Below are 17,925 nucleotides of genomic sequence, written 5' to 3'. Positions count from 1 at the left end.
GCATGTTTGTTTCGGTTAAAGGCTAAACTCTTCTTTTAGTTTTTCAACGAAATCCAGTTTTTCCCAAGTAAACAACTCAACTTCCAAGGTAATTGGGTCAAAATATTGCGAAGTAAATGTTTTAGTTACTATTCTCGGATCACGACCCATATGTCCGTAAGCCGCTGTTTCCAGATAAATGGGATTTCTTAATTTTAAGCGCTTTTCAATGGCTGAAGGTCTTAGATCGAAAATTTGTTCGATTTTTTTTGAAATTTCTCCATCTGTTAAACCAATTTTTGATGTACCATATGTGTTTACATTAACCGATGTAGGTTTTACAACACCGATGGCATAAGAAATTTGTACTAAAACTTCATCGCAAATTCCCGCAGCCACCATGTTTTTTGCGATATGACGGGCTGCATAGGCTGCAGATCTATCTACTTTACTGGGATCTTTTCCACTAAAGGCACCGCCGCCATGAGCTCCTTTTCCTCCATAGGTATCAACGATAATCTTTCTTCCTGTTAAACCTGTATCACCGTGAGGTCCGCCAATTACAAATTTACCTGTAGGGTTGATATGATAGGTAATATCACCTTTAAAAAGTTGCTGAATGTGTTCGGGTAAAGTTGCTTTTACCCTTGGAATCAGAATGTTTTTGACATCATCAGCGATTTTCTTTAACATGGCTTCATCTTCGTCAAATTCGTCGTGCTGGGTAGATAAAACGATGGTGTCAATTCTGAGTGGTACGTTGTCATCAGAATATTCTACGGTTACCTGACTTTTCGCATCGGGTCTGAGATAAGTGATATCTGAATTTTCTCTTCTCAATGCCGCCAATTCAAACAAAATTTTATGACTTAAATCTAAGGCCAGAGGCATGTAGTTTTGGGTTTCTTTTGTGGCATAACCAAACATCATTCCTTGATCGCCAGCTCCCTGCTCTTCTTTTGTACCGCGATCAACCCCTTGGTTAATGTCTTGAGATTGCTCATGGATAAGGGATATAACCCCGCAACTATCTCCTTCAAACTGATATGCACCCTTGGTATATCCAATCTTGTTGATAGTTTCTCTCGCTATTTTAGCTACATCAATATAAGTAGTGGTATGCACTTCTCCGGCCAAGACTACTTGCCCTGTTGTAACAAGTGTTTCGCAAGCTACTTTAGCTTCTGGATCAAAAGCCAAAAATGCGTCTAATAAACTATCTGAAATCTGATCTGCAACCTTGTCGGGATGTCCCTCTGAAACAGATTCTGATGTGAATAAATATGACATTTCTCTAATAATTTTTTAGAGGTTTTTGAACTTAGACAACAGGAATGACTAAAGGAGTGTAGATACTGCTTTAGCATTTTTTAATGAGGTTGCAATCAGTTCAAATCTTTCCTCGGATTTATGGCGCAAATTTAATTAAAAGCGATTGATTAAAAGTTAAATAAAGCAAAAATAATTTGTAAGGTTCCAATAAAAACCAGACCAAATGATCAAACCATAAATTTATGAAACAGTTTACAATACTTTTATTCGTTTTGATGGGTGTTCTAACATCTTGTAGCTCAGATAATTCCGAGATGGATGAAATGTCAATGATAGAAGATGAAAAAATCTATCAAGGTAATTTTATCTCTGTGGCCCATCCAACTTCTGGGATTGCCAGTACCAACAAAGAAAAAACAATGTTGGAATTTAAAAATTTTAAAACAGATGACGGTCCGAAATTAGATGTGTATTTATCAAAAGAATCTAACCCGGATAATTATATCAATTTAGGAGAATTAAAAGGGATTGAAGGTGATTTTACCCATGACCTACCAGAAAATGTAAATCTTTCAGAATATAAATTTGTCGTGATTTGGTGTGTAGAGTTTTCTGTGAGCTTCGGACATGCAGAATTAAAATAAGATTAGGTTATTTTAAAAAAATGCATACATTTGTTGCTCGAAACGTAACAAAATGAAAAAAAGTTTAAACAATATGTACATGATGATGCACTTTAAAAGGAGCAGAGGATAGTATTGTTTAAAGTTAAAAGATATACATAAGCCTCTGAATTTTCAGAGGCTTTTTTTTTACACAGAATGAAGAAATTGAATTTAAATAGTAGCATGATGCAAAAAATGATGTCACAGAACATGATTAGGTATTGCCAACACTAGAATGAAAGAAAATTTAAGTCCCTGTGGTAATACCAAAACCATAGGGACTTTTTCATTTTAAAACAAAAAATCATGAGTAACACAAAATTTTCAACAAACGCTTTACACGCCGGTCACGATACGACAGAAACTTCAGGAACTAGAGCAGTGCCCATCTATCAAACCACTTCTTATGTATTTAAGAATACCAAACATGCAGCGGATTTATTTTCTTTAAAAGAACCGGGGTTTATTTATACCCGACTCAATAATCCAACCAATGATATTTTAGAGAAAAGATTAGCGGCTTTAGATGGAGGAATTGGTGCAGCTGTTTTTGCCTCGGGTACCGCGGCTATATCTACTGCCCTGTTAACCTTACTCAAAGCAGGAGATCATATAGTTGCATCAAATTCTTTGTATGGAGGCACATTTAATTTGCTCTCAGTAACTTTACCCAGACTGGGCATAGAAACCACTTTTGTAGATGCCGGTGATATTGAGAATGTTCAAAATGCTATTCTAGAAAATACGCGAGCAGTTTTTATTGAATCCATAGGAAATCCTAAATTGGACGTGCTTGATATCAGGGCAATTTCAAAGGTGACGGAACATTTTAAAATTCCACTTTTGGTAGACAATACAGTTGCTACACCTTATTTGTTAAACCCTATTGAACATGGGGCAAATATCGTTTTATATTCATTGACAAAATATATTGGCGGACAAGGTAATTCGCTTGGAGGGGCTATTGTTGATGGTGGAAATTTTGATTGGAGCAGTGGAAAATTTCCTGAATTTACAGAGCCTTCAAAAGGATATCACGGATTGGTTTACAGTGATGCATTGGGAGATGCAGCTTATATTGCCAAGATTAGATTGGAGGGGTTAAGAGATTTTGGTGGGACTTTGAGTCCGTTTAATGCTTTTCAAATTATTCAAGGATTAGAAACACTTGCTGTCCGAATTAAAAAGCACAGCAAAAGTGCCTTAAAATTAGCCCAATGGTTAGAAAAACAAGAAGTGGTGAGTTGGGTAAATTATCCTGGCTTAAAATCTTCTAAATACAATGGATTAGCAAAAAAATACTTACCTAAAGGCCAAAGTGGCTTGGTCACTTTCGGTTTGAAAGATGGATATGAAGCTGCACAAAAAGTGGTTGATTCGGTAAAAATCTTCTCGCTTTTGGCAAATATAGGAGACACAAAATCACTCATTATCCATCCCGCCAGTACAACTCATCAACAGTTAAGTGAACAAGATCAGCATAAGACAGGCGTATCTCAAGATTTAATCAGATTATCTGTAGGATTAGAGGATTTGAAAGATTTAAAAACTGATTTAAAGGAAGCGTTTAAAAAAGTTTCTTCACTAGTTGAAAATTAATTAAACCCAAAGAGAATTAGCCAGAAATTGTTATTGTAAAGTACAGGTAAAATATTACTTTTGCCACACGTTCATTATAAACAAAGAAATCGTTATCCGGAAAGGCGGAGGGATTAGACCCTGTGAAGCCTTAGCAACCCTTTCATAGTAAAGAAGGTGCTAAATTCTACCAAGTTTGGATAGATAACAGTTAAGAACTTCCACTTTTCAATAACAATTTCTCTAGTTGTGCTTAAAAACGAAAGAAATTGAAAAAAGAATTAAACTTTATTGATATAAAAGATGTAACCACAGAAAGTGGTTATTATTACCCATCTTTTGAATTGAGTTATCAAGTATTTGGCCAGCCAATTAATACGGCACCCAATGTATTGGTCAATCATGCTTTGACAGGAAATTCAAACGTGGCGGGGAAAGATGGTTGGTGGAACTCTTTGATCGGTCCAGGAAAAGTAATAGATACCAATCATTATGCAGTCATAGCATTTAATGTACCAGGAAACGGTTATGACGAAAAACCTGAAAATCTCATAGAGAATTACGAAGATTTTAATGCCCGGGATATAGCAGAGCTTTATGGAAGAGCACTGGCGCAATTGGGTATTGATAAATTATACGCTGCAATCGGTGGTTCGCTGGGTGGCGGAATTGCCTGGGAAATGGCTTTTTCTTTTCCGGATCTGATCGAGAATTTGATTCCTGTTGCTTCAGATTGGAAAGCTTCAGATTGGATCTTGGCGCATAACAAGACCCAATTGCAAATTTTGTCTAATTCTTCACAGCCCGTGCACGATGCCAGAATGATGGCCATGTTATTTTACCGTACGGCAGATTCTTTTAAACAAAAGTTTAATCGCACAAAAAATACGGAACAAGGCACCTTTAATACCGAAAGCTGGTTGTTGTACCACGGGAAACAGCTAGAGAACAGATTTACACTACAAGCCTATAAAATGCTCAATCATTTGCTGAGTACAGTTGATGTTTCTAGAGATCGAGGAACATTTGAAGAGGTACTGAGCAGGTTAAAAGCGCGTGTTTTTCAAATCGGTGTAGATTCAGATTTCTTTTTTGTGCCACAAGAAATAAAAGATACGCAAAAGGTATTGACGAGGGCAGGCATAGAGAATTCTTACGAAGAGATCAAATCAATACACGGTCACGATGCTTTTTTGATTGAATATGAACAGTTGTCAGAATTTTTAACACCACTTTTTAAATCGCCCAAAGCAAAGCCAAAAAACAAGCAAAAGATAAAGGTGCTTAAGTTTGGAGGGAAATCTCTCGGTAATGGCAAGGGATTAGACTATGTACTCTCCATTGTCAAGAAAAAAATAGAATCAGATGAAAAAATTGCCATTGTTGCATCGGCGCGTGGAAATGCTACGGATGAGTTAATCGATATGCTCAATTTAGCAAAAATAGGCGAGGATTTTCAAGACAAATTTGAAGCGTTTAAAAACTATCAAAGTTTCCCTGATCCAACATTAGATCTTTCACACGAATTTGACTTGCTAAAAAAAGTATATGACGGTGTTCAGCTTTTAGGAGATTACAGCGAAAAAATTAAGGATAAAGTTGTTGCACAGGGTGAAATTATTTCGGTTAAAATGTTGGCTAATTTACTCAGTAAAGCTGGCTTGCAGGCCAACGCGGTAGATTCTCGAAAATTGATAAAAACAGATGATACTTTTGGTGAGGCCATTCCTATCCAGAAAGTTTCTCGAGAAAATGTGATTAGGCATTTTAAAGATAAAGGCAATGAAATTCAAGTGGTTACCGGTTTTATTGCTTCAAATTTAGATGGCGACACAACTACTTTGGGAAGAAATGGAAGTAACTATTCGGCGGCCTTATTGGCTAATTATCTCGAAGCTCTGGAATTGGAAAATTATACGCATGTTAACGGAATTTATACCGCAAATCCTGAGTTGGTGCAAGATGCACAAAAAATTGAAGAGCTCACTTTTCAGGAAGCCAATGAGCTGGCCAATTTTGGCGCAACTATTTTGCATGCCAAAACGATTATACCTTTGGTCGAAAAAAATATCCCACTGAGGTTATTGAATACTTTTGAGCCTGAGAATAAAGGAACTCTGATTAAATCGGAAGTGAAAAGTGAAGGTATCCGTTCTGTCACTGTTCAGGAAAATGTTTCTTTAATTAGTTTAGAGGGTAGAGGATTATTGGGTAAAGCAGGTGTTGATGCGAGAATTTTTTCTGCTTTGGCGAAGGAGCATATCAGTGTAAGTATTATTTCACAGGGATCTTCTGAAAGGGGGATCGGTTTTGTGGTGAGCAGTTCCGATGCAAAATTTGCAAAACAAGCATTGGAAAAGGAGTTTGCTAAAGAATTTGAAACGAAAGATGTGAATAGAGTGCACATCATGAAAGATTTAGTGATTGTCTCTATCATTGGTCAAAGTTTAGATCATTTTCACTTTTCTTACAATGCTTTGATGAAAAATGGTATCTCACCTATCTTGATCAACAATACTGTTACTGGGAAAAATATTTCTTTATTACTCAAAGAAACAGATTTAAACAAGGCTATTAACGTCATACACGGGCGAATTTTTGGTGTGTCAACCAAAATCAATATTGCCGTTTTCGGCAAAGGTTTGGTAGGTGGTACTTTGATCGATCAAATCTTAAAAAGCAGCGCAGATATTGAGAAGAGAAGGGATTTAAAACTCAATATTTTCGCCGTGGCAAATTCGACAAAAGTATTGCTCAGCAAAAACGGCATTGAACAAAATTGGAGAGAAGTTTTGGCAGAACAGGGAAAAACACCTTATACAATCAATGATGTAATTCAGTTTGCTAAAAAGAATCATTTAGAAAATTTGATCGCCGTAGATAATACGGCCAGTGATGGTTTTGTGATGAATTACTTTCCTTTGGTGGAAAATGGATTTGATCTGGTATCATCAAACAAAATTGCCAATACAAAATCTTATGATTACTATATTTCGCTGAGACAAAAACTTAAGAAGCTAGAGAAATCCTATTTATATGAAACCAATGTAGGGGCCGGTTTACCTTTGTTAGACACCATAAAGTTGTTACACCTTTCCGGTGAGAATATCACCAAAATAAAAGGGGTGTTCTCAGGCAGTTTGAGTTATATTTTTAATCAGTTTTCGGTAAGAAATGAGTCGTTCAGCAAGATCATTCGCGAGGCTATGGAACATGGATTTACCGAGCCAGATCCTAGAGAAGACCTCGGAGGAAACGATGTGGGCAGAAAATTATTGATCCTGGCAAGAGAATTGGATTTACAAAATGAATTTCAGGATATCAGCATACACAATTTAATTCCGCAAAATTTAGGATCAGTAAATTTGGATACATTTTTAGAGAGAATGGAAGAACTTGATAAGGTCTATGACCAAATTAAAGCTGATCAAAAACCAGGTCATGTTCTGAGATATGTTGGAGAATTATCGGGCGATTTAAGTCAGGACAAAGGTATTTTAAAAGTGGAATTAGTATCTGTACCCAACAGCAGTTCATTGGGTCAGGTACAAGGTTCAGATTCCATATTTGAAATCTATACCGAGTCTTACGGAGAAAGACCTTTGGTCATACAAGGTGCCGGAGCCGGTGCAAAAGTAACCGCAAGAGGCGTGTTTGGAGATATTTTGAGATTAACAGAAAAAGCAGTTTAGTATGCGTACAGAAAAGAATTTTGAGACAGATGCCATTAGAAATCAAATGGATAGAACACCTTATAGTGAACATTCGACACCCTTATTTTTAACTTCTAGTTTTGTTTTTGACGACGCCGAAGATATGCGTGCTTCATTCGCCGAAGAAAAAGAAAAGAACTTGTATAGCAGGTTTACCAATCCGAATACAACGGAATTCATAGATAAGATCGTAAAAATGGAAGGAGCCGAAAGCGGTTATGCATTTGCCACAGGTATGGCGGCCATTTATGCAACATTTGCGGCGCTGTTATCTGCAGGAGATCATATTGTTTCTGCTCGGTCTGTATTTGGTTCTACCCATACCTTGTTCACAAAATATTTTCCAAAATGGAATATTAGCACTTCTTACTTTAAGGTGGAAGAAGTAGATCAAATCGAGGATTTGATCCAGCCCAACACAAAAATTCTTTATGCCGAAACGCCAACCAATCCGGGGGTAGATATTATCGACCTGGAAGTATTATCAAAAGTGGCGAAAAAACATAATTTGATTTTGATTATCGACAACTGTTTTGCAACACCCTATATTCAAAAACCCATCCACTTTGGGGCTGATATTGTAGTTCACTCTGCAACCAAGCTGATTGATGGACAAGGTAGAGTTTTAGGTGGAGTGGCGGTGGGCCGGGAAGATTTGATTAGAGAGATCTATTTGTTTGCGCGAAACACAGGTCCGGCCATGTCTCCCTTTAATGCATGGGTGCTTTCTAAAAGTTTGGAAACATTGGCAGTAAGGGTTGAGAAACATTGTGAAAATGCTTTAAAAGTAGCAGAATTTTTAGAGAATCATCCAAAGGTAAATTGGGTAAAATATCCATTTTTGAAGAGTCATCCAATGCATGAAGTAGCCAAAAAGCAAATGAAATTTGGAGGAAATATCGTCGCCTTCGAAATTAAAGGAGGTATTGAAGCTGGTCGCACTTTTTTGAATAAAATTAAGATGTGTTCACTCTCTGCAAACTTGGGTGATACAAGAACGATTGTTACACATCCTGCTTCAACTACTCATAGTAAACTTTCAATAGAAGACAGAATGGAAGTAAGTATTACAGATGGTTTAGTGAGAACTTCAATTGGATTGGAACACATAGACGATATCATCTCAGACTTTGAGCAAGCCTTGTCATAAACCTATTTAAGCGAATAAAATTGGAAAGAAATAACTTATATCCCATCTTTTTAAAAGTCAGTAATTTAAAGGTTTTGATTGTTGGCGGCGGAAATGTGGGCTTAGAAAAACTCAGTTTTTTATTAAAATCTAGTCCCGATGCAAAGGTCACTATTTTATCAAAAGATTTTCATTCTGACTTAGTCGCACTGGCTAAAGATTTTGAGGTTGACCTTATTAAAGATGCATATGAACCGACTTATTTGGAAAAGAAGCATATCGTTATCGCTGCCACAGATGATGTGACCGTAAATGAGCAAGTTTATAGAGACTGCAGGGAAAAAGGAATTTTGGTAAATGTGGCAGACAATCCTCCCTTTTGTGATTTTTATATGGGAGGAATTGTGACCAAAGAAAATTTAAAAATTGCGATTTCTACCAATGGAAAATCTCCAACTACGGCAAAAAGATTACGACAATTTTTTGAAGAGTTTTTGCCGGATAACATGAATGATCTGCTTGAAAACCTCAATGCATACAGAAAAACCCTCAAAGGAGATTTTGAAGAAAAAGTAAATCAGCTCAATGAGTTGACTAAAGGTTTGATAAAAAAGAATAAAGGATCAAAGGAATTTATTAAAGCCATTTCATTGATCGATATTGAGAATCAAAAAGATCCTTCCGTGGAGGAAGTTGGAGGTAGATTTTATCCCAAGGAGTATCTGTACTCAAAACGCATGACAGAAGTATTGGATCGATTTTGGCATGATAGTTCCGAGGTTTTAAAACTGGCCATTAGAGCACAGCATATTTGCAGGTGGGAAATTCCTCGAGAAACATATGAAATGAATCGAGAGGGTTATTTAAAATGGAGAAAGGAGCTGAAAGATTTTCATGCAGAAAAAACACAAGAAATTCTGCAAAAAGCTGGTTATAAAAAAGAAAGTATAGAAACGGTTAAATCATTGATCAAAAAGAAACAGCTAAAGAGGAATAAGGAATCTCAAATGGTTGAAGATGTAGCCTGTTTAGTCTTTTTAGAATATTACTTTTCTGAATTTAGCAAAAAACATCCTGAAGAAAAGGTGATTTCTATTTTGCAGAAAACTTGGGCTAAAATGTCTGAAAAAGCAAAAGAAGAAGCACTTCAAATTCAATTTAGCAAAAATGAAAAGATTCTGATAAAAAAAGCACTTGCCCCGATTGGATGATGAGCAGAGCAATGTTATAGGATTGTCAATGATTTATAAAAACCATAAGTTATATAGTATCTTTGCAAATACCTAATGAATCATAATAAGCAAGTGTTTTAGAAAAAGGCTTAAGAAATGCATAAAATAGAAGAAATATTACAACACAGAATATTGGTTTTAGACGGAGCCATGGGTACCATGCTCCAACGATACAATTTTACCGAAGAGGATTATCGAGGCGAGCGATTTAAAGATTACCCTTCATCTTTAAAAGGAAATAACGATCTCCTTTCGCTTACTCAACCTGTGGCCATTAAAGAAATTCACGCTAAATATTTGGCGGCTGGTGCGGATATTATTGAGACAAATACTTTTTCGGGCACAACCATTGCCATGGCAGATTATGATATGGAAGATTTGGTGTATGAATTGAACTTTGAATCAGCAAAACTGGCAAGAGAGGTAGCGGATGAATTTTCAGAAAGAGAGCCCGAAAAACCTCGTTTTGTGGCCGGATCGATTGGTCCTACGAATAAAACAGCGAGTATGTCACCCAAAGTAAACGACCCAGGCTATCGGGCCGTCACTTTTGACGATCTAAAGGTGGCTTATAAACAACAGGTAGAGGCTTTAATAGACGGTGGTGTGGATTTGTTATTGGTAGAAACGGTATTTGATACATTAAATGCAAAAGCAGCACTTTTTGCCATTGAAGAAGTTAAAGATGAAAGAAATATTGATATTCCAATAATGGTAAGTGGTACCATTACAGATGCGAGTGGGAGAACACTTTCCGGGCAAACTGCAGAAGCGTTTCTAATCTCTGTGTCGCATATACCACTCCTTACCGTAGGGTTAAATTGTGCCCTTGGAGCCAAACAACTCACACCCTATTTACAGGTTTTATCTGACAAATCGACTTTTGGTATATCCGCGCATCCCAACGCAGGATTGCCCAATGCATTTGGCGAATATGATGAATCTCCACAAGATATGGCAAATCAGATCAAAGAATATTTAGACAAGCATTTAATCAATATTATTGGTGGTTGTTGCGGAACCACACCAGAGCATATCAGTGCCATCGCTGCCATCGCTAAACAATATGAACCCAGAAAAATTGCCCAAGAAGTTTAATTCTTTGCGCTAAAATTTACACATGTTTTTATCAGGATTAGAACCTTTATATATTACTCCCGAAAGTAATTTTATCAATGTCGGCGAACGAACCAATGTAGCCGGCTCAAAAATGTTTTTGCGATTGATCAAAGAAGCGCAATTCGACAAAGCATTAGACGTGGCTAGAGATCAAGTTGATGGGGGTGCACAGATCATCGATGTAAATATGGATGATGGATTAATAGATGGCAAAGAGGCCATGGTGAATTTTTTGAATTTGATCGCTTCTGAACCCGATATCGCCCGTGTACCTGTGATGATTGACAGTTCCAAATGGGAAATCATCGAAGCAGGATTGCAAGTGGTTCAGGGAAAAAGTGTGGTCAATAGCATCAGTTTAAAAGAAGGAGAGGCTGAGTTTATCCGGCAAGCCAAACTCATCAAAAGATATGGTGCTGCGGTAATTATCATGGCTTTCGACGAAGTAGGTCAGGCAGATAATCTGGAAAGAAGAATTGAAATTGCCAAAAGGAGTTACGATATTTTAGTGAATCAAGTAAATTTTGATCCAGAAGATATCATTTTCGATCTCAATATTTTTCCTGTTGCCACGGGGATGGATGAACACAAAAACAATGCCTTAGATTTTATCCATGCCACGAAGTGGGTTAGGGAGAATTTACCAAAAGTGAGTGTAAGTGGCGGAGTGAGTAATGTGTCTTTTTCGTTTAGAGGAAACAATGCCGTTCGCGAAGCGATGCATTCGGTTTTTTTATACCATGCTATAAAAGCCGGAATGAACATAGGAATTGTGAACCCAACCATGTTGGAAGTTTACGATGAGATTCCTAAAGATCTTTTAGAAAGAGTAGAAGACGTCATCCTCAACAGACGTGAAGATGCCACCGAAAGGTTGTTGGATTTTGCGGAAACATTTAAAGGGACAAAAAAAGAACAAAAAGTTGATTTAGAATGGCGTAAGGGATCTTTGCAAGATAGAATTACACATGCTTTGGTAAAGGGTGTTGATCAATTTATCTTAGAAGATATTGAAGAGGCAAGAGCCAGTGCAAATAAGCCTTTGGATGTGATCGAGATCAATTTAATGGCGGGCATGAATGTGGTAGGTGATCTTTTTGGTTCGGGAAAAATGTTCTTACCACAGGTGGTAAAATCAGCGCGTGTGATGAAAAAGGCCGTTGCCTATTTGATTCCTTATATTGAAGAAGAAAAACTAAAGAATCCCGGCGGAAGTTCAGGTGCAGGAAAAATCTTATTGGCTACAGTTAAAGGCGATGTACACGATATCGGTAAAAATATAGTTAGTGTAGTTTTAGGGTGTAACAATTATGAAATCGTTGATCTAGGCGTAATGGTTCCACCGCAAAAAATCCTGGAAACCGCTATTTCAGAAAATGTTGATGTGATAGGATTAAGCGGTTTAATTACACCTTCTTTAGATGAAATGGTTTATTTGGCCAAAGAAATGCAGCGGCAGAAATTTTCTGTTCCTTTATTGATAGGGGGTGCAACTACTTCCAAAGCGCATACAGCGGTAAAAATTGATCCGCAGTACCAAGATGCGGTGGTGCATGTTTTGGATGCTTCTAAAGCCGTTACGGTTGTCGGAAATTTGTTGCAGCAAGATACTTCTACAGCCTATAAAAAGGAGATCAAAGAAGATTATGAAAAGCTTCGTGTCGGCTTTTTTGCAAGGAACGAAAAAAAGGAAATGCTATCTCTGGAAGAGGCGAGAAAGAATCGATTTAAAATAGATTGGGAAAAGGAGAAAATAGGTATACCTAAATTTTTGGGTATTAAACAATTTGAAGAGGTTGATCTGAGAAGGGTAGTGCCTTATATTGACTGGACGCCATTTTTTAGAACCTGGGAATTACACGGGAGATATCCTGTTATTTTAGAAGATAAATTGGTAGGAAAAGAAGCGACGAAATTATTTAAGGATGCCAAGAAAATGCTCAAGGAAATCATTGATAAAAACCTTTTGACAGCGAAAGCAATTTTCGGACTTTTTCCTGTAAATGCTGTTGGTGATGATATTGAAGTTTATACTGATGCAGAAAGAAAAGAGGTCAAAACAAAATTTGTTACCCTGCGCCAGCAAAGTAAAAAGAAGGAAGGAATTCCAAATTTAGCATTAGCGGATTTTATAGCACCAAAAGAAGGTGGAAAAGAAGATTATATGGGTGCTTTTTGTGTTTCTGCCGGTTTTGGAACTGATGAGTTATCTCAAAAATATTTGGCAGACCATGATGATTACCATTCGATCATGATCAAAGCAATTGCAGATCGTTTGGCAGAAGCTTTGGCAGAGTATTTACATATGGAAGTGCGCCGTCAGTATTGGGGCTATGCCCCCGAAGAAATCTTGAGCAACGAAGAGTTGATCAAAGAAAAATACAAAGGAATTCGCCCGGCACCTGGCTATCCCGCTTGTCCGGATCACACCGAAAAATTGACCATTTGGGATCTGTTAAAAGTAGAGGAGAACATTGGGGTTAAACTCACAGATAGTTTGGCCATGTGGCCTGCAGCTTCTGTTTCGGGCTATTATTTTGCCAATGAGAAATCAAAATATTTTGGTTTGGGTAAAATAAAAGAAGACCAGGTTAAGAGTTTCGCAAAAAGAAAAAAAATGACTTTTGAGGAAGCTAAAAGGTGGCTTTCCCCAAATATCATCGAGTAAATATAAATCGTACAACATTAGCATGAAAATATCAGAACATTTTGAACAAGCCAAAGGAAAGACCTTGTTTTCTTTTGAAATTGTTCCACCACAAAAAGGTCAGAATATTCAACATTTATATGACAATATCGATCCTTTGATGGAGTTTAAGCCTCCTTTTATCGATGTGACAACATCGCGCGAAGAGCATATATTTATCCAGAGAAAGGACGGATTATTAGAGAGAAAAATAACCAGAATGCGCCCGGGTACTGTGGGAATTTGCGCCTCCATTATGCATAAATACGGGGTTGACACGGTACCGCATATTTTATGTGGAGGTTTTTCAAAAGAAGAAACGGAATACGTTTTGGTAGATTGTCATTATCTAGGGATAGAAAATGTGATGGCATTGCGCGGAGATGCCATGAAACATGAAGCTTATTTTGTTCCCACAGACAATGGCAATAATTATGCGGTAGACCTTGTAAAGCAAATCGATGATCTCAATAGAGGAAAATATCTACACGAAATTGTAGATGCCAGTCATCAAACGAATTTTTGTATTGGTGTAGCAGGTTATCCTGAAAAGCATTTTGAATCACCTAGCATGGAATCCGACTTGAGGAGGTTAAAGGAAAAAGTAGATGCCGGGGCAGATTATGTGGTTACGCAAATGTTTTTTGACAATAAAAAATATTTCAGGTTTGTAGAAAAGGCAAGAGAAATGGGGATTACGGTGCCTATAATTCCAGGAATTAAACCCATCGCAATTCAAAAGCATATGAATGTTTTACCGCAGATCTTCAGGGTAGAGTTACCTGATGATCTGGTAAAAGAGGTAGACAAATGCAATTCGAATAAAGAGGTGAGACAAGTAGGAATAGAATGGGCAATTCAGCAGTCTAAAGAACTTGTAGAAGCCGGTGTGCCTGTGGTTCATTTTTACTCTATGGGGAAATCAGACAACATCAAAGCGATAGCTTCAGAAGTGTTTTAAATAGGTAAAGCTGATGCAGTTATAAGAAAAACGAATTTATAAATGATGTAAAGCATTGAAATATTGATTATTTTTGTGTTTCTAAACAGGAATTAAAACAAATTATTATGGCAATAGAAGTTACAGATGCTACTTTTGAAGATGTAGTATTAAAATCAGATAAACCCGTATTGGTAGATTTTTGGGCAGCATGGTGCGGTCCTTGCAGAATGTTACATCCCATTATTGATGAATTGAATGGAGAATTTGGAGATAAAGTAGTGATTGCTAAGGTAGACGTAGACAACAATCAGGAATACGCGGCCAAATATGGCGTGAGAAATATTCCCACCGTTTTATTATTTAAAGGTGGTGAAATAGCTGATAAACAAGTAGGTGTGGCACCTAAAAACGTATATGCAGATAAACTAACTGCTTTATTATAAGTCCAACACAACAAGAAGGAAAAGCCCGATCTAATCGGGCTTTTTTTATGCCTTCTCAGTAAGAAATGCTTATTTTTGAGCTATGAGCATGAATGAAATAAAGTATCTCGAAAAGATTCCGCCGCTAGAAATATTGGCCAAACAGGTGGTTGAAGGATTTATCACAGGCATGCATAAAAGTCCTTTTCATGGGTTTTCGGTGGAGTTTGCAGAACATAGACTTTATAATAAAGGAGAAAGTATCAAAGATATCGATTGGAAATTATTTGCGAAAACAGAGAAGTTATTTGTAAAGCGTTATGAAGAAGAGACCAATTTGCGTTGTCAAATTATTATTGACGATTCGGCTTCGATGTCATTTCCGGAAAGTGAGAACAAAAGATTGGAAAATCTCAATAAAATTGGATTTTCGGCCTTGGCTGCAGCCTCTTTATTAGAGATCTTAAAAAGGCAGCGCGATGCCTTTGGTTTGAGTATCTATTCTGATGAGTTGGATTATTATGCCCCCGCTAAGGGAAGCGAAAGGCAAAAACGCATGTTGATGGATCAACTCGAAAAGCTTATGCAAAAACCGAGCAGTAAAACCACAAATACTTATCAGATACTTCACGAGATCGCAGAAAAAATTCACAGAAGGTCTTTGATCTTTTTATTTACAGATATGTTGCAATCAGACCGAAAGGAGGGAGAGTTGATCTCTGCTTTACGTCATTTAAAATACAATAAACACGAGGTGGTTTTGTTTCATGTTTACTCGGGAAAATATGAATTTGAGCTGAATTTTGATGAAAGACCTAAAAAATTTGTCGATGTAGAAACAGGTGAAAAGATAAATGTATTTGCTCAAAATTACAGAGAGGACTATAAAAGAATGATGGAACAATTTTTTAATCAGTTGAAGATGAAATGTATGCAATACAAAATAGATTATATCCCCGTAGATATTCACGAAGGTTTTGAGAAGGTATTGAGTGCTTATTTGTTGAAAAGAAAACAAATTTTATAAAAAGTGAAAAAACATTTTGCAAAAATAAAAAACGATCTTATATTTGCATCCGCTTTAAGCGATGGTTTGGTAGTTCAGCTGGTTAGAATACATGCCTGTCACGCATGGGGTCGCGGGTTCGAGTCCCGTCCAGACCGCTTCTTTTAAGAGTAAAAATAGTTGTGTTGTTAACGTAAGCCTTTATGGTTTAAGAAGTTAGCTAATGAAAGACTTCAGTTTCCACTGAGGTTTTTTTGTTTTTATCAAGACATGTTCCCGACATTTTTTATTTTCTACACTCAAATGGAAAGTTTTCTACTTTTTTAAAAAGAGTAATAGCTATAGTTTTTGTTCGTTACTCTCACTTCAGAACTTATCCTCATTTTAACTATATTTATTCACCAACAAAACTTTATGATTTCATTCTTCAGAAAAATCCGTAATCTGCCTGCCGGAAAGGCAGGGAAAATGGCTGATGATAACAGACCCTTGAAGTATGCCAGATACGCTATTGGCGAAATTGTACTTGTGGTTATAGGTATTCTGATTGCCTTATCAATTAATAATTGGAATTCAGATAGAATAGATTCCATAAAAGAGCAGAGTTTACTGAAAGAATTAAAATCAGATTATCTTTCAAATATAAAAGAAATAGAAGTTACTTTAAATCAAATGATTACCCAACAAGAAGCCTATGAAAAAATATTTGATTATTTCGACAATGACAAACCAGTAGACAGTACACTACAAAAATGTTTTGAACTTATTCAGGGAATAGGTGTTTTCAATAGCGCTAATACCACCTACAAGTTTATTGAAACGAATGGGATTAATCTTTTAAGTAATTCAGAGATAAGAAAAGATGCAACAATTTTATATGATGAATATTTTAGTAATATAGTCATCAGAAGAAATAATCATTATGATCTAATTAAAAATAACCTCATGCCTTTTATAAAAAGAGAATTTAGGTCATCAAGTGTTTATTATAAAGGAAATAACATAACCAGACTTATTTTGAATGTTCCTATTAATTTTGAAGAATTAAGAGAAAATATTGAATTTAGAAATACCTTGGTTGAAATATACGACTACACGCTAATCAGAAAAGTTGCTTTAGAAAAGACGCTTAAATTGTTGAATGAAAAGATCATGACTTTAGAAGAAAATATTCTTGAATAACAAACCCAAATACAGTTTATGTACCCATTCAATAAAGTATGAATAACGAACATGATTAATTCTTTAGAGGACTTAACGTCCATCAAAGGTTTGTAGACCTTTGATCGTAAGGAACCAGGCGGTACAGTAGCCCAAAAAACAAAAGTTATGATCAATTTTTTCAGAAAAATCCGTCAAAACTTACTTTCAGAAGGAAAAACTGGAAAGCCTGCCTTGTCGGCAGGCAGGTACTTGAAATATGCAATCGGAGAGATTATTCTAGTTGTTATTGGTATTCTTATAGCGCTTCAAATTAATAATTGGAATGAAGAACAAAAAAAAGAAATCAAGAAACAAGATTATTATGTGCAATTATTAGACGATTTGAATAGTGACATTATATCAACCGAATATACTATTGAAGAATTCAGCAGACACCAAAAAGAATACAGTGATTATCTGAGTTTATATGACCATGAAGGCTTAACTCCTGCTACAGCATATGAACAGATTTCTAGACTTTCTTTAATTTCAACACCGCCAATATTTAATACAAATACTATCGAGTCGCTTCAGAGTAGCGGTGATATTGGCTTAATTCCTTCATTAATAAGAAATAAGCTAATGAATTTACGAAGCATACAAAACCTTACCATTCAACGTTTTGATGCAACGGATAACGGGCAACGAGGAATAACTCAAAAATTAAGTTCATTGTTGGGAGCAACTACCCTACCAAAGCGACTGGATAATCAACCTAAGATGAAAGAATTTTTACATATCGATGAAAATTTAAGGGAGTTGATTTTAGTTTATGAAGGCATACATCGTTGGAAAAATGTATCTCAACTTGAAACGATCGATAGGCTAGAAACGATGCAGAAGGAAATAGATACGATCATAGACCTAATTAGCAAAGAAATAAAAGAATAAACAAAGCCTGCCAGCCGCAGACAGCCACAACACCGGCTATAATTCATTGCTTCCGACTTTCCTTTCGGAATGTTCTCGCAAATTTGC

13 protein-coding genes, 1 tRNA gene, 1 pseudogene and 1 riboswitch are annotated in these 17,925 nt (G+C 36.5%); of the genes and pseudogenes, 14 read left to right on the top strand and 1 reads right to left on the bottom strand.

Annotated elements, in window-relative coordinates; translation table 11 throughout:
* Positions 1-15: 15 nt before the first annotated feature.
* Positions 16-1,269 (bottom strand): methionine adenosyltransferase, encoded by a 1,254-nt coding sequence (gene metK, locus ACFQ39_RS04160; RefSeq protein WP_377176725.1) that lies wholly within the window; start codon positions 1,267-1,269, stop codon positions 16-18.
* Between the two features lie 224 nt (positions 1,270-1,493).
* Between metK and ACFQ39_RS04155 the strand changes: the two genes are divergently transcribed.
* The 14 genes and pseudogenes from ACFQ39_RS04155 to ACFQ39_RS04090 all read left to right on the top strand — a co-directional run bounded on the left by ACFQ39_RS04155 (position 1,494) and on the right by ACFQ39_RS04090 (position 17,838).
* Positions 1,494-1,895: a DM13 domain-containing protein gene (locus tag ACFQ39_RS04155; RefSeq protein ID WP_377176724.1), complete on the top strand. Its 402-nt coding sequence runs from the start codon at positions 1,494-1,496 to the stop codon at positions 1,893-1,895.
* Between the two features lie 327 nt (positions 1,896-2,222).
* Positions 2,223-3,515 carry an O-acetylhomoserine aminocarboxypropyltransferase/cysteine synthase family protein gene (locus tag ACFQ39_RS04150; RefSeq protein ID WP_377176723.1) on the top strand — a complete coding sequence of 431 codons (1,293 nt, stop codon included), beginning with the start codon at positions 2,223-2,225 and terminating at the stop codon, positions 3,513-3,515.
* 89 nt (positions 3,516-3,604) lie between these two features.
* Positions 3,605-3,705: riboswitch (SAM riboswitch) on the top strand.
* A gap of 58 nt (positions 3,706-3,763) precedes the next feature.
* Positions 3,764-7,186 (top strand): bifunctional aspartate kinase/homoserine dehydrogenase I, encoded by a 3,423-nt coding sequence (gene thrA / locus ACFQ39_RS04145; protein ID WP_377176722.1) that lies wholly within the window; start codon positions 3,764-3,766, stop codon positions 7,184-7,186.
* Position 7,187: 1 nt separating this feature from the next.
* A complete protein-coding gene (locus ACFQ39_RS04140; protein ID WP_377176721.1) occupies positions 7,188-8,357 on the top strand; it encodes a trans-sulfuration enzyme family protein in 1,170 nt (389 codons plus the stop codon).
* A 20-nt stretch (positions 8,358-8,377) separates the two neighbouring features.
* Positions 8,378-8,950 (top strand): annotated as a pseudogene (locus tag ACFQ39_RS04135) (precorrin-2 dehydrogenase/sirohydrochlorin ferrochelatase family protein); the annotation flags it as partial.
* On the top strand, positions 8,927-9,547 hold the full coding sequence (locus ACFQ39_RS04130) for a DUF4202 domain-containing protein (RefSeq protein ID WP_377177534.1): 621 nt from the start codon (positions 8,927-8,929) through the stop codon (positions 9,545-9,547). The pseudogene ACFQ39_RS04135 and the gene ACFQ39_RS04130, both read left to right, overlap by 24 nt.
* A 117-nt stretch (positions 9,548-9,664) precedes the next feature.
* Positions 9,665-10,666, top strand: a complete 1,002-nt coding sequence (locus tag ACFQ39_RS04125; protein ID WP_377176720.1) for a homocysteine S-methyltransferase family protein — start codon at positions 9,665-9,667, stop codon at positions 10,664-10,666.
* A 22-nt stretch (positions 10,667-10,688) separates the two neighbouring features.
* The gene (metH, locus tag ACFQ39_RS04120) at positions 10,689-13,355 is read left to right on the top strand and encodes a methionine synthase (RefSeq protein WP_377176719.1); all 2,667 of its coding nucleotides are present in this window, start codon (positions 10,689-10,691) and stop codon (positions 13,353-13,355) included.
* 22 nt (positions 13,356-13,377) lie between these two features.
* Positions 13,378-14,334, top strand: a complete 957-nt coding sequence (gene metF / locus ACFQ39_RS04115; protein WP_377176718.1) for a methylenetetrahydrofolate reductase [NAD(P)H] — start codon at positions 13,378-13,380, stop codon at positions 14,332-14,334.
* 62 nt (positions 14,335-14,396) lie between these two features.
* Complete coding sequence (trxA, locus tag ACFQ39_RS04110; RefSeq protein WP_377177532.1) at positions 14,397-14,759, top strand: thioredoxin; 363 nt, start codon at positions 14,397-14,399, stop codon at positions 14,757-14,759.
* An 82-nt stretch (positions 14,760-14,841) separates the two neighbouring features.
* Positions 14,842-15,765, top strand: a complete 924-nt coding sequence (locus ACFQ39_RS04105) for a DUF58 domain-containing protein (RefSeq protein ID WP_377176717.1) — start codon at positions 14,842-14,844, stop codon at positions 15,763-15,765.
* A gap of 63 nt (positions 15,766-15,828) precedes the next feature.
* A tRNA-Asp gene (locus ACFQ39_RS04100) sits at positions 15,829-15,902 on the top strand.
* Positions 15,903-16,158: 256 nt separating this feature from the next.
* The gene (locus ACFQ39_RS04095; protein WP_377176716.1) at positions 16,159-16,926 is read left to right on the top strand and encodes a DUF6090 family protein; all 768 of its coding nucleotides are present in this window, start codon (positions 16,159-16,161) and stop codon (positions 16,924-16,926) included.
* 147 nt (positions 16,927-17,073) lie between these two features.
* Positions 17,074-17,838 carry a DUF6090 family protein gene (locus tag ACFQ39_RS04090; RefSeq protein WP_377176715.1) on the top strand — a complete coding sequence of 255 codons (765 nt, stop codon included), beginning with the start codon at positions 17,074-17,076 and terminating at the stop codon, positions 17,836-17,838.
* The last annotated feature ends 87 nt before the right edge of the window (positions 17,839-17,925 follow it).

Source organism: Namhaeicola litoreus (assembly GCF_042679565.1).
Classification (GTDB): Bacteria; Bacteroidota; Bacteroidia; order Flavobacteriales; family Flavobacteriaceae; genus Namhaeicola; species Namhaeicola litoreus.
This window is presented reverse-complemented; position numbering and strand designations above follow the sequence as displayed.